Raw genomic sequence first — 13,460 nt, forward strand, 5'->3', positions numbered from 1 at the left:
GACCAAATGCAATAAATATGTTGCAGTGCAGCATGGTCAGTAAAGACGAAATTCCTTTGATATCGCGGCCCAGGATTTTTCATCCGTAATCGCGATCGCGTCCAGATCATCTGCCGTCGAAGACGGATTCTCGATCCATTCTCGCAACGATGGCCCGCCGTTGATCACATCAAACGCCAGCTTGTCATTCTCATATTCGTAGGGAAAATCGCGCCATAACTCATATCCGTCGTGGAGATTCGCGATCGTCTTCAGCGCCACAGCCTGCAATCGCCAAGGCCGGAAAGCGGCGTGATCATAGCTTGGCCCCTCGGCATGGATCTGCACGCCGTTGCACAGCTGGCCCTGATGCTTGTGGAAGGTCGGTTCGAACCAGATTTCCCGCAAAAGGCATCCTTCGAGCCACTGCGGCGCGATTCGCTGCATTTCCGCAATCACCGGGCGCGCCTGGATATCCGGCGCGCCGAAAAGCTCCAGCGGTCTGGTCGTCCCCCGCCCTTCCGACAGCATCGTCCCCTCCAGCATCACCGTCCCTGCATAGGCACGGGCCATGTTGACATTGGGCGCATTCGGACTGGGATTGATCCAGATACGGTCCTCGGGCCAGCCATAACCCGGGCCTTCGGGTTGCCACCCCTGCATTTCAATGACCCGATAATCGACATCGAGATCAAAATGGCTGATCATCCAGCGCCCCATTTCGCCCATGGTCAGTCCGTGTCGCATCGGCATGGGCCCTGCCCCTACGAAACTTTCCCATCCTTCTTCCAACAGCGTGCCCTCGACCGGTCGTCCTGCGGGATTGGGCCGGTCCAGCACCCAGACGGTCTTGCCATGCTCGGCAGCGGCTTCCAGCATATAGCGCAAGGTGGTGATGAACGTATAAATTCGGCAACCGAGATCCTGAAGGTCGATCAATATCGCGTCGAACGTCTCCATTGATTGGGCCGTGGGCCGGCGGACCTCGCCATAGAGGCTGAAAACCGGAATATCGTGGATAGGATCCAGATAATCCTCGGTTTCAATCATATTGTCCTGTTTGTCGCCACGGAGACCATGCTGGGGACCAAAAGCAGCCGTGACATTGATTCCGCTCAAAGCCGCCAGCTCATCAAGCGAATGGGTAAGTTTGCTCGTGACGGATGCAGGGTGCGCTAGCAGCGCTACCCGCTTGCCTTCCAGCGGGCGTCTCAATTTGGCATCTTCTATCAGCCGGTCGATTCCAAATTTCATCAAATTTCCGCCGTTTCAAATTTGTGGATGAAGCAATCCCTGTCGTGAAAATCGGGATTACCCAAATTATGCTTTAAAGCCCATAACGATTTTCTGCCATTTTTTTCCTCAAGCACCGCCGCCAGCCCCAATTCCAGGCGGCCTGTTTCCAGCGTCGGAAGACCGCTAAGATTGACTGTAGCCAATAGCTCAAAATTATTCGCTGTCATGCTGGTCTCAATTCTCGGCGGACTCACCAGATCAGGATTGCTCATACCCTGGCGATAGTCTTCAAATGCGTAGGCCGCCCATTGCGTCGATGGTGATAGATTCAACTCGAAATATTCGGTGGTGTCTCGTGCACCAATAAACGCCTCGAAGCAGGTATTTTGCCAAAGATAATCGGTCCGCTCCGGCGTTGCGGGTTTCGGCAACGCCAATTGATCTCCCGCAACGTGAACATTGTAATGGAATAGAAAATTCCCGGACGGCAAACAATCCACAGTCACATCAACCATCGTGACGACATCGGTGGAAAAGTCAGGGTGGCAAGAGAGTATTCGGGACATTGCACTCCTTGAACGTTCAAAATTGGCACCTGACGGGCGGCGGCAAGGGATGCGGCTCAGCAGCCCAATTGATGCATCATTCACAATATGAGCCTTTTGCCTTAACAGCATATATTCGATCAAAATATATGCCAATCTTTTGCACAAACGAAAAACCGGTAATTGCACCAAAAGGAACAAGGCTGTAACGACGCCTTCCATGACCCAATATCAATCTGATCTACTGCGCTTGTTGAACGACCGCGGCTATATCCACCAGTTGACCGATGCCGATGCATTGGATTCTCTTGCCGCGAAAACCGTCATACCGGGTTATATCGGATTTGATGTCACTGCGGATTCCCTGCACGTCGGGAACCTGGTCCAGATCATGATGCTCCGTCGACTGCAACAAGCTGGGCACAAGCCGATCGTGTTGATGGGCGGCGCAACCACCAAAATTGGCGATCCGTCCGGCAAAGACGAGATGCGCAAGATACTCGACGACGAAGGAATCGCATCAAATTTCGCAAAAATTCGCGGCTGTTTCGAGAATTTCCTGACATTCGGCGACGGCCCGACCGACGCGATGATGGTCAATAACGACGATTGGCTCGGCGAACTCGAATATATTCCTTTTTTGCGAGATATTGGCCGTCATTTCACGATCAATCGGATGCTCGCATTCGATTCCGTCAAACTACGGCTGGAGCGCGAACAACCTCTCACCTTCCTCGAATTCAATTATATGATCCTGCAAGCATATGATTTTCTGGAGCTATCCCGCCAATTTGGCTGCAAGTTGCAAATGGGTGGCTCCGATCAATGGGGCAATATCGTAAACGGGATAGAACTTGGCAGACGGATTGATGGCGCCGAACTATTTGGCGTAACCACACCGCTGATTACCAAGGCCGATGGTTCAAAAATGGGAAAATCGGTGGATGGCGCGATATGGCTGAACGCTGATCGGCTTTCCCCATATGATTACTGGCAGTTCTGGCGCAATACCGATGACCGGGATGTGGGCAGATTCATGCGGTTATTCACCGATATTCATCTCGACGAGATAAAGCGACTGGAAGCACTGGAAGGTTCAGAAATCAACGAGGCTAAAAAAGCTCTCGCCGATGCGGCAACGGCCATGGCGCATGGACAATCCGCCGCAGAAGAGGCCGCAAGAACCGCACAGCAGACCTTTGAACAAGGTGCCACAGGACGAGACTTGCCCGCATTGGAGGTTTCCGAAGAACAAATTTCGATTCTAGACGCGCTGGTGGGAATCGGTTTCTGCGCATCAAAGGGGGAAGCAAAACGTCTGGTTGCGGGCGGCGGTGCGCGGATTGATGATATACCAATCGGAGACTCCGGTGAAATGATTACCTTATCGACCGGAGACAGAAAGATATCAGCAGGTAAAAAGAAGCACGGGTTGCTTCGCAAGGTTTAGTGCTACAGGATACAAACGATTTACGCCTGTTTACCTTTTCTTCTTAGTCATTGGCTATAGTCAGAGTTCAAACCCTATTGGAGCTCGCAGGGCATGACCAGTGTACCGCAACAAACATCACCCGACCCGCGCCGTGCAACGCGGTTCCCGGTCGATTTTGAAACCATTTGCGAATCTCATCCAGATCAGGAAATCCGCGTCAAGATCACCAATATCTCAGCCCACGGCATGATGCTCGGCGCTGTGCTGGATATGGCCAAAGGGGACAGAATTACCGTCCGATTGCCAGTCGCCGGACGAATCGAAGCCTATCTTGTATGGGCCCATGAGGGGCGCTGCGGCTTTGAATTTGAGCGCGTTATCCGGGAGCCGGATTTTGTCGCAATGCTCGACAAGATCAACAGCCTTTAATTACTATCCACTGCGCAGCAGACTGACACCTCGATCGCGCTCGAACAGATAAAGCGCGATCCGGGCCGCTTGGCCTCTCTCACTATCCAACCCTCCATCGCGATCCAGCAATAGCCGCGCGTCATCAGTCGCGGGACCTATCAGGTCATTAACTTGTCCTGGTGTCGCTACCCGGAAGCCGGAATCGCCCGATTGCCGCGTACCCAATAGTTCCCCTGCTCCACGCAAACGAAGATCTTCTTCAGCAATCCGGAAGCCATCATTCGTTTCGCGCATCAAAGCGAGCCTGGCCCGGGCCACTTCACTCAACGCATCGCCACGAATCAGCAGGCAATGTGATTTGACGCGTCCGCGACCGACCCGTCCACGCAACTGGTGCAACTGGGCGAGACCGAAGCGGTCGGCGGCCTCGATGATCATCAAACTGGCATTGGGAACATCCACGCCGACTTCAATGACCGTTGTAGCAACGAGAATCTTGATTTCATCCCGCTGGAAACGTCCCATTACCGCATCTTTTTCAGGTCCCTTCATTCGACCATGTACCAACCCGACCTGGTCACCAAATCGCTCTTTCAGGCTGGCAGCCCGTTCTTCTGCTGCAGCGAGATCGCTTTTTTCGCTTTCTTCGACCAAGGGACATACCCAATAGGCTTGACCGCCCGAGCCAATATGGCGCGCAAGCCCATCGACCACGTCTCCCATTTTCGCACCGGAAACCACGCTGGTATCGATCGCTTGCCGTCCCGGTGGCAGTTCGTCGATACGCGATACATCCATTTCACCATATTGGCTGAGTGTCAGAGTCCGAGGTATCGGCGTCGCTGTCATCGCCAGCAAATGCGGCATCCGTTGCGCCTTTTGCGTCAACATAAGGCGCTGGGAGACCCCGAATTTATGCTGTTCGTCGATGACGGCCATGGCGAGGTTTTTATACCGGACCTGCTCTTGAAAAATCGCATGGGTGCCGATCAGGATATCAATCGAGCCGTCCATCAGTCCCATCAACGTCGCCTCGCGAACCCTGCCTTTGTCACGCCCCGTCAAGATCGCCAGATTCACCGGCAGACCATTCAGCAATTTCTGCAACCCTTCAAAATGCTGCCGCGCCAGAATTTCGGTAGGCGCAAGGAACGCTCCCTGAAACCCAGCCTCCACCGCCGAAAGCAATGCTATCAAGGCGACCAGCGTTTTGCCTGATCCGACATCGCCCTGAAGCAGCCTGAGCATCGGTGCGCTTTGGGCAAGATCGCCTTCAATCTCCGCAATGCAGCGCTTTTGGGCGTTCGTCAGTTCAAAAGGCAGTGTCAACTGGTCCCGAAGCCGTCCGTATGCCTGGATCGGGATTCCTTTCTTGCTTTTGTTGTTCGCACGCACCAGCATGAATGCAAGCTGGTTGGCGAATATTTCGTCATAGGCCAGCCGTTCGTTTCCGCTCTCGCTTTCCATTTTGTGCAGCCCCACAATGCTATCGTGCCAGCTGTCCCAGTTTTTGGCGGAGACCTGACTCGGCTCGATCCATTCAGGAAGTTGCGGAACAAGCGTCAGCGCCTGTTCGATCAATTGCCGCATACGCGCGTTGCCCAGTCCCTCCGCCAAGGGATAAATGGGTTCCAAAAGCGCAATGCCATTCACTTGGCCGGGTTCAAGCACCTGATCCGGGTGGACAATCTGAAGTTCGTCACCATAGCGCTCAAGCTTGCCGGAAATGATTTTGGGTTCGCCAAGCGGCAGCAATTTTTTTGGCCAGCCTGGATTGCGTCCGAAAAAGGTCAGGCTGACATAATTGCCAGCCTTATCCGTTGCGTGCACCCGCAACGGACTGCGGGGACCGCCCGTGCGATAATCAACCGGTGTTACCTGAACGATTATGATTTGTCCGACATCGATTTCATCCAGTTCATCGACCCGTTTACGATGCATCCAGTGGCTCGGTTGATGGTAGAGCAAATCCTTCACCCGGGTAAGCCGCAACTTTTCGAGCGGCTTGGCCAGCACCTTGCCGACGCCCTTGAGCGACTGGGTTTCACCAAATAATGGATTGAGTATCTCGGGCCGCATGTCTATCCGCCTTTATACCCTCGCTGGCGCATTATGCCAGCCAAGTTGGAGCATCAAATATGGACCGCGAAACAAGGCTGAAACGGCTGCAATTTCGCGCCTGGCATCGAGGAACCCGCGAAGCTGACTTTTTGATCGGTGGTTTTTTTGATCGCTATGGTCAGGACTGGACAGAACAAGAGATGGACTGGTTCGAAAAACTGCTTGTCGAAGATGATGTAGATATCATGGCTTGGGCGATTGGTACGCTGCCTGTTCCTGACGCTTTTACCGGACCACAAATGAATGTCATGCAGCGACTCGATTATATTGACGCGACGAAATAATATTGTTCTTTCTCCCAATCCAAAAGCCATTTTAAATGTCTTATCTAGATAGATTAATCTCCTCCGAAAATAGTATGACCTTGGCGGGTATACCCGCTGGCTATCGACCTCTTTTCCTGTCAGAAATCGCGGTCAAATCAGGTAGACGGACAATGTTTATCGCGACCGACGACGCGGCGATGAGCGCCATCGTCGAGGCCGCCCGGTTTTTTGAACCCAATCTCGAGATTATCGAATTTCCGGCGTGGGACTGCCTGCCCTATGACCGGGCATCCCCGGCGCTGCACACGACAGCGGACCGGCTTGCTGCCTTGGCCAAGCTGGCGCTCCCCAATTCAGTAGGCCAATTGGTTGTGACTACCGTCAATGCGATAACGCAGCGGGTATTGATGCCGTCGCGAATCGATGAGTTTGTAACCCATCTTGCACCCGGCACTATTATCGAACAGGAAAAGCTGATCGCTTTTCTTTATGCCAACGGCTTTGTTCGAGTCGATACAGTGGCCGACAGTGGTGAATTTGCGGCTCGCGGTGGCCTGATTGACCTTTTCCCTCCGGGCGCAAAATATCCTGTCAGAATTGACCTTTTTGGCGACGAAATCGACACATTGCGGCAGTTCGACCCCGCCGACCAGCGCACGGTCGGCAATATCGACAGCCTTGACCTGCTGCCGGTTTCGGAATTTCTGCTGGATCCGGAAAGCATAACCCGGTTCCGCACCCGCTACCGCGATCTATTTGGTGCCGTTTCGACAAGCGATGCGCTATATCAATCGATCTCCGATGGACGCCGTCTCGCCGGAATGGAACATTGGCTGCCGCTTTTGGAGGAAAGGCTGGCGACGATTTTCGATTATGTCGGAGATGACTGCATTGTCCTACGCGATGCTGCAGGATCCTCTGCCGCAGAAGCGCAGTTCGCCGCTATCGCGGATTATCACAAAAACCGCATTGAAGCGGACAAAGCCAATCTTTCAAGCTATCGCCCGTTGCCCCCCGACATGCTCTATCTGACCCCTGACGAATGGCAAGCCAGAGAATCGAGCGCGCCAATTCATATCCTGAGCGAATTTGACGAACCGGAGTCGGATATAGTGATATCCATGTCTGCGTCACCACCCCGCGATTTTTCCCCCGAACGGGCGCGGAACGAGAATATTTATCAGGCATTGGGTAGCCACCTCAAGAGTCTCACAAAGTCCGGGACCACAGCCATTGTCGCTAGCTATAGCAAGGGATCACGCGCAAGGATCTTTGACCTGCTGAAGGATCATGACGTCCAGTCCGCGGTGCTTTGCGACGACTGGAAATCCTGTCTCTCGGTCAACACTGGCGTGGCTCTCACAATATTGCCGCTCGCTTCCGGTTTTCGGAAAGAAGGCCTTTCATTGCTCACCGAACAGGATATTTTCGGTGACCGTCTGGTCCGCAAATCCAAGCGCCGCAAGAGTAGCGATGCCTTTATCGAAGAGCTGTCTGCGCTCAACCAGGGCGATCTGGTTGTCCATCTCGAACACGGCATCGGCCTCTATGAAGGCATCGTCTCCATCCCGGTTGGCGATAGCCCGCATGATTGTGTCCATTTAAAATATGCCGGCGGTGACAAGCTGTATGTCCCGGTGGAAAATATCGACGTGCTCAGCCGCTACGGCGAAGGGGATGAGAGTGTTGTACTCGACAGGCTGGGCGGCGAAGGCTGGCAAAGACGCAAATCAAAGCTGAAGGAGCGTATTCGGGCGATTGCCCATGAATTGCTCCGCACGGCGGCAGCACGAGCATTGCAACCAGCTACCCCTGCCCGCGTTGAAACCACTGAAATGGCTGGGTTCGTTGATCGTTTCCCTTATCAGGAGACCGACGATCAGCAGCAGGCCATTGAAGAAGTCCTCGGTGACATGGCGTCCGGAAAGGCAATGGATCGCCTGGTCTGCGGCGACGTGGGATTCGGCAAGACGGAGGTCGCGATGCGGGCCGCCTTTGCCGCAGCCATGGCGGGAATGCAGGTTGCCATCATCGCGCCAACCACCCTGCTTGCCCGTCAGCATTTCAACAATTTCGAAGAACGTTTTCGCCCCTTCCCGATAAAAATTGGCCGGTTGTCACGACTAGTACCGCCGGCAGAAGCCAAAAAAGCCAAGCAAGGTCTGGCTAGCGGCGAAGTCGATATTGTCATCGGCACGCATGCTCTACTCGCCAAATCGATCGAATTTCAACGGCTTGGTCTGATCATTATCGATGAAGAGCAGCGTTTTGGCGTGACCCACAAGGAAAGGCTGAAAGCAATGAAGGCGGACGTCCACGTGTTGACGCTCACCGCCACGCCGATTCCCCGCACGCTGCAAATGGCGATGACGGGTATGCGCGAACTATCGGTCATCCAGACACCGCCCGTCGACCGGCTCGCTGTGCGAACCTATGTCATGCCTTGGGACCCGATCCCGTTGCGTGAGGCGCTGTTGCGCGAGCATTATCGTGGCGGTCAATCGTTCATCGTCGTCCCGCGCATCGCGGACCTTCTCGATATCGAAGATTTTTTCAAAAAACATGCTCCCGAACTGACCTATGTTGTTGCCCATGGCCAAATGGCACCGGCGACCGTGGAAGAGCGGATGTCCGCATTCTATGATCGAAATTATGACGTGCTGCTCTCGACTACAATCGTTGAAAGCGGCCTGGATATCCCCAGTGCCAATACGCTGATTATATACCGTGCGGATCGCTTCGGTCTGGCTCAGTTATATCAACTCAGAGGCAGGGTCGGACGTTCAAAAACGCGCGCCTACGCCTACATGATCACTCCAAAAGATCGGATCATCACCGAAAAAGCGGAGAAACGACTGAAGATTCTGGGCGACCTTGACAGCCTGGGTGCCGGCTTTGAACTGGCCAGCCATGATCTCGACATTCGAGGCGCCGGTAATCTGCTCGGTGACGAACAGTCGGGACATATCAAGGAAGTCGGTTTCGAACTTTATCAGTCAATGCTCGAAGACGCCATCTTGGAAGCAAAAGCCAAAGGCTCGGGTCTGAAGGCCGAAACCGACAGTTTCTCTCCCCAGATCACGGTCGACGCCCCCATCCTCATACCGGAAGCCTATGTACCGGACCTTTCGCTCAGAATGGGGCTCTATCGCCGGATGAATGGACTCAAAACCCTTCAGGAAATTGAATCCTTTGCTGCGGAAATGATTGACCGTTTCGGCGAACTCCCGGTCCAGACGGACAATCTGCTCAAGCTCATGCATATCAAGATGAACTGCGTGAATGCACGAATTGCAAAAATCGAGATGGGACCTCGTGGTGCGTTGGTTACCTTTTATCAAGACCGTTTCCCGAACGTTCAGGGCCTGCTCGATTATGTTGATCGCCTCAAGGGAACCGCCAAAATCCGGCCTGACAATAAGCTGTTTATCGAACGCAAGTGGCGTGATCCCAAATCCCGTCTCCATGGCCTGACACAATTGACAACAGGGCTATCAAAACTGGCGCAACGCGTTACCGGCTAATTGCTGCGTAAGGCGAAGGCTTCAAACTCGTCAGAAGAAAGCGGTCCGGCACATAAGAAGCCCTGAAAATATTCACAGCCGAGTTCGGCGAGAGTCTTGAGTTGACCTTCGGTTTCAACGCCTTCGGCTATCACGCCGAGATTCAGGCTGTGCGCCATGTCGATGATGGATCGCACGACCACCTGATCCTTGGGCGAACCGCTGATATCTCCGGTAAGGCCGCTGTCAATTTTCAAATAATCTACCGGCAGTTCCTTCAGATAAGACAGGCTGCTGTAACCGGTACCGAAATCGTCAATCGCGATACGAACGCCCGTCGCTCTCAATCGCTGCAATATGTCAGCCGATGCCGACAAATTCCCGATTAATTCGGATTCTGTTATTTCAAGAGTCAGGCGATCCGGCGCGAAACCGGCGTTATCGATCTGTTTTTGCATATTTGCATCAAATCCCGCTGCAGCCAGATCACTTGCCGTGACATTGATAGAGAGTCTCAGAAATCCAAGACTTTGGGGCCATCTGGCAGCCAAACTCAAAGCCTGTTTATGAATTTGAGTGGAAAGCGATTCCATAACGCCAGCACGTTCCGCCACGGCGAACAGAGTAGAAGCCCCCAATAGCCCGTATTCTGGATGCTCCCATCGGGCCAACGCCTCCGCACCAACGAGTTGTCCCGTGGCTACTTTCATTTGCGGTTGAAACGCGATGGCGATTTCTCCACGGCTCATCGCTCCGGCCAATTGCTCCTCCAGAGCCTCTTCGAGATGCACGTCGGCTTCGGTAACGGTACTGAAATTGATCGGTAAAGCATCCGCAGCGGTTGCTTCTGCCAGTGCCAAGACGGCTTTTCTGATCAAAGTCTTTTCGCTGGAATTACTGTTGCTAATCGCTACCCCCGCCCGCGCAACTGGGTTGATTGACCGTCCCTCAAACTGCAGGTCATAAAAAACGCTGCCGATCAAATCATTTGCAAATGCGGAAACCTTGCTCGTCTGAATATCAGCTAGAGCGATCATAAAATTCTGCCCATCGAGTCGCGCGACGAGTTGGGAACCCGCATATTGGCGCTGGGTCTGCTCCATCAACCTGTGTCCGACAATCCGCAATAGCTGATCTCCCGCTTGTCGCCCAAAAGCAGCATTGATCGTCCGGAAGTTTTTAATTCCGATCGAGAGGAGACTCAATTGACTGCCAGCTTCCAGTTTTTTTCGAATCCAGGCCCGGGCAGCTGCCGTATTTCTCAACCCGGAAAGCAGATCCCGTCCGGTCCAGTCATCCATATCTTCATTATTGGCAAGATATTCGATTCTACCGAAAATCCGGTCGCCAGCTTCGTGTAAGTGATGAATCACTGCACGTCCGTTAAGCCGGTGGGGAACCGCAGCCTGTCGGGCACCATCACGCAAACGTCCCATAGCGCCTCGCACGCGTTTGCGTTCTTCTTCCGATAACCGACGGTAAATTCCGGTAGCAGGGTAGCGTTTGAAATCAATTTCGCCGGCCGCTTTTAACAGACTATCGCTAGCCCAGAATTCCGTCACGCCGTCCACCGCCATTGACCATTGCAAATCCGCACTGGTAAGAAGCGATTGCTCATGACTTGCATGTTCAGCGCCACCCCGAAAATTCTCAACATAGCGATAGGCATATTTGATCGACAGTGCGAGATTCGCATTCGAGTCTGCAAAATCCAGATAATGGGTCGCACCCGAATCATAACATTGCGCCACTATTGGAGGGTGCCGACTGCTGTCCACCAACGCCAATATCGCAATTCCCCCTTCTGTTGCAGAGGTTGAAAGCTCTGCAATAGCCTCAAAACAGTCATCCGACGCACAACGTGCGTCAATAACCGCAATCATCGCTCCGGCGGAAAAAAAACGGGCACTCAGATTATCAGGTCTGCGGGCGGAATGAACCCGCCAGCCAAAGGACGTGATTTCGGCAGCAAGCGGATCGCGTTCGTGGAATGAAAGCAGAAACAGATTTCTGAATTCAACCAGATGCGGCATCGAGACGGATAATTCGGCGACCTCAAAACTCCTTAAGCGCAATGACGGAAACACCGATTTCCCGGCAACCGACTATCTTTTTCCGTAGCAGCAAAACCTTTATATGCCGTTGCCTGCCTGTCGGGAAATCGCTAGCCCTATAAAATGGAATCAACATGAGGCGGCCTATGCAAGACGGTTTCGGACGCAAAATTGATTATTTGCGGATTTCGGTCACCGACCGATGCAATTTCCGTTGCCAATATTGCATGTCGGAAAAAATGACCTTCATGCCGAAGTCCGAACTGCTCACGCTCGAAGAAATCACCCTGATCGCAGAACGCTTCATCGGCCATGGTATCCGGAAAATTCGGCTCACAGGCGGCGAACCGCTGGTCAGACGCGATATGAAAGACGTTATCCAGCGGCTCGGCAGAAAAGTATCCTCCGGTGAACTGGAAGAATTGACGCTGACCACCAACGGATCGCTGCTCACCGAATATGCCGACCATCTCGCAAGTCATGGCGTGCGACGGATCAATGTCAGCATGGACACGCTTCATCCCGCCCGCTTTTCCGAAATCACCCGGGGCGCTGATGTTAACGTTGTACTGGACGGTATCAATGCCGCCAAGGAAGCGGGTATTCAGGTTAAAATCAATATGGTGGCGGTTCGCGACTTCAATGAAGCAGATCTTCTTCCGATGGCTGAATATTGCGCCGAAAATGGGCATGATCTGACGATTATCGAGAGCATGCCTTTGGGTGATGTTGGTGCGGATCGCAAACTCGCGCATATTTCCGCCGATGAATTTCTGGTTTCGTTGAGAGACCAATATACGATCCGTCCCATCTCTCATCGCAGCTCGGGACCAGCCCGCTATGTTTCGGTTGAACCGCTCGGTCTCCGGCTGGGCCTAATCACGCCGCTCAGCAACAATTTTTGCGATGATTGCAACCGGTTGCGCCTGACCACAGACGGCAAGATATTCATGTGCTTGGGTCATAACGCACATGTCGACTTACGCACAGCGGTTCGCAAGGATGGCATCGCTGCCGTTGACCAATTGCTTCAACAGGCTCTAAAGCTCAAACCGTTGCGACATGAATTCAACGCGCAGCTGGAGGGGTCCGCAGAGATATTGGAGCGTCATATGAACGTCACGGGCGGATGAGCGATAAAAAGTGGGCACTGATCGTGTCGCCGACGCTACCGGCGCAGGAAGCGGCCGAAAAATTGAAACCGCTGATCGATTGGGTGCCCGTGGAAGAGGCAGATCAGGCGGTTGTTCTTGGCGGTGACGGGTTCATGCTGCAGACGTTGCACCAGATGCTCAATCGCCGGAATATCATGCCGGTATATGGCATGAATTTGGGCACAGTCGGTTTTCTGATGAACAACTGGCATATGACAGACCTGATCGAACGCCTGCACAAGGCCCGGGCTTTCAAGGTAAAACCGCTCAAAATGGAAGTGGAGACCATTTCCGGTGCCAAATTCACCTTGCCTGCGATCAATGAAGTCTCGCTGCTGCGTGAAACCCGGCAGACGGCAAAACTGGAAATTGAAATTAACGGCCGGATCATGATGGAAGAACTCGTCTGTGACGGGGTGTTGATTGCAACTCCCGCCGGCTCCACCGCATATAATCTTTCCGCCAACGGCCCTATCCTGCCGCTGACCTGTAATCTTCTGGCGTTAACACCGATCAGCCCCTTCCGGCCAAGACGTTGGAAAGGTGCGATTTTACCGGACAAGATGGAGATCACAATTCGTGTACTGAACCCCGAGAAACGGCCTGTCAGCGCGGTTGGCGATCAACAGGAAGTCCGCGATGTCAGTTGCGTAAAAGTCGCAATAGACCGCGCTCAGGCGCTTACGATGCTGTTTGATCCAGAACATGCTCTTGATGATCGCATAGCAATGGAACAATTTGTCGTTTGATGGCTTGCAG

10 protein-coding genes are annotated in these 13,460 nt (G+C 53.3%); 6 read left to right on the forward strand and 4 right to left on the reverse strand.

The features are described from left to right. Window positions 1-36: 36 nt before the first annotated feature. Together ACN0VD_RS12525 and ACN0VD_RS12530 are read right to left on the reverse strand one after the other, a co-directional pair. The gene (locus tag ACN0VD_RS12525; RefSeq protein ID WP_417594740.1) at window positions 37-1,233 is read right to left on the reverse strand and encodes an exo-beta-N-acetylmuramidase NamZ domain-containing protein; all 1,197 of its coding nucleotides are present in this window, start codon (window positions 1,231-1,233) and stop codon (window positions 37-39) included. Beyond that, window positions 1,233-1,982 carry a DOMON-like domain-containing protein gene (locus ACN0VD_RS12530; protein WP_417594742.1) on the reverse strand — a complete coding sequence of 250 codons (750 nt, stop codon included), beginning with the start codon at window positions 1,980-1,982 and terminating at the stop codon, window positions 1,233-1,235. Before ACN0VD_RS12530 ends, ACN0VD_RS12525 begins: the two co-directional genes overlap by 1 nt. Between ACN0VD_RS12530 and tyrS the strand changes: the two genes are divergently transcribed. Next, window positions 1,981-3,210, forward strand: coding sequence for a tyrosine--tRNA ligase (tyrS, locus tag ACN0VD_RS12535; RefSeq protein WP_417594744.1), 1,230 nt, complete (start codon window positions 1,981-1,983; stop codon window positions 3,208-3,210). The two genes, ACN0VD_RS12530 and tyrS, sit on opposite strands and share 2 nt — an antisense overlap. Window positions 3,211-3,303: 93 nt before the next feature. Next, window positions 3,304-3,621: a PilZ domain-containing protein gene (locus ACN0VD_RS12540; protein WP_417594746.1), complete on the forward strand. Its 318-nt coding sequence runs from the start codon at window positions 3,304-3,306 to the stop codon at window positions 3,619-3,621. A gap of 3 nt (window positions 3,622-3,624) precedes the next feature. Here ACN0VD_RS12540 and recG read toward each other — a convergent pair whose 3' ends face one another. Further along, a complete protein-coding gene (recG, locus tag ACN0VD_RS12545; RefSeq protein WP_417594748.1) occupies window positions 3,625-5,682 on the reverse strand; it encodes an ATP-dependent DNA helicase RecG in 2,058 nt (685 codons plus the stop codon). A 59-nt stretch (window positions 5,683-5,741) separates the two neighbouring features. Here recG and ACN0VD_RS12550 point away from each other — a divergent pair, with 59 nt between their 5' ends. Both ACN0VD_RS12550 and mfd read left to right on the forward strand, forming a co-directional pair. Then, entirely contained in the window at window positions 5,742-6,008 is a 267-nt protein-coding gene (locus ACN0VD_RS12550) for a succinate dehydrogenase assembly factor 2 (RefSeq protein WP_417594750.1), read from the forward strand. Window positions 6,009-6,043: 35 nt separating this feature from the next. Beyond that, a complete protein-coding gene (mfd, locus tag ACN0VD_RS12555; protein WP_417594752.1) occupies window positions 6,044-9,514 on the forward strand; it encodes a transcription-repair coupling factor in 3,471 nt (1,156 codons plus the stop codon). Here mfd and ACN0VD_RS12560 read toward each other — a convergent pair. Further along, the gene (locus tag ACN0VD_RS12560; protein ID WP_417594754.1) at window positions 9,511-11,526 is read right to left on the reverse strand and encodes a putative bifunctional diguanylate cyclase/phosphodiesterase; all 2,016 of its coding nucleotides are present in this window, start codon (window positions 11,524-11,526) and stop codon (window positions 9,511-9,513) included. The two genes, mfd and ACN0VD_RS12560, sit on opposite strands and share 4 nt — an antisense overlap. Before the next feature lie 155 nt (window positions 11,527-11,681). Here ACN0VD_RS12560 and moaA point away from each other — a divergent pair, with 155 nt between their 5' ends. Next, the gene (moaA, locus tag ACN0VD_RS12565) at window positions 11,682-12,680 is read left to right on the forward strand and encodes a GTP 3',8-cyclase MoaA (RefSeq protein ID WP_417594756.1); all 999 of its coding nucleotides are present in this window, start codon (window positions 11,682-11,684) and stop codon (window positions 12,678-12,680) included. After that, window positions 12,677-13,450 carry an NAD kinase gene (locus ACN0VD_RS12570; protein WP_417594758.1) on the forward strand — a complete coding sequence of 258 codons (774 nt, stop codon included), beginning with the start codon at window positions 12,677-12,679 and terminating at the stop codon, window positions 13,448-13,450. Before moaA ends, ACN0VD_RS12570 begins: the two co-directional genes overlap by 4 nt. Window positions 13,451-13,460: the final 10 nt, after the last annotated feature.

Origin of the sequence: Parasphingorhabdus sp. (assembly GCF_048267785.1) — a bacterium.
In the GTDB taxonomy this organism is placed as follows: domain Bacteria; phylum Pseudomonadota; class Alphaproteobacteria; order Sphingomonadales; family Sphingomonadaceae; genus Parasphingorhabdus.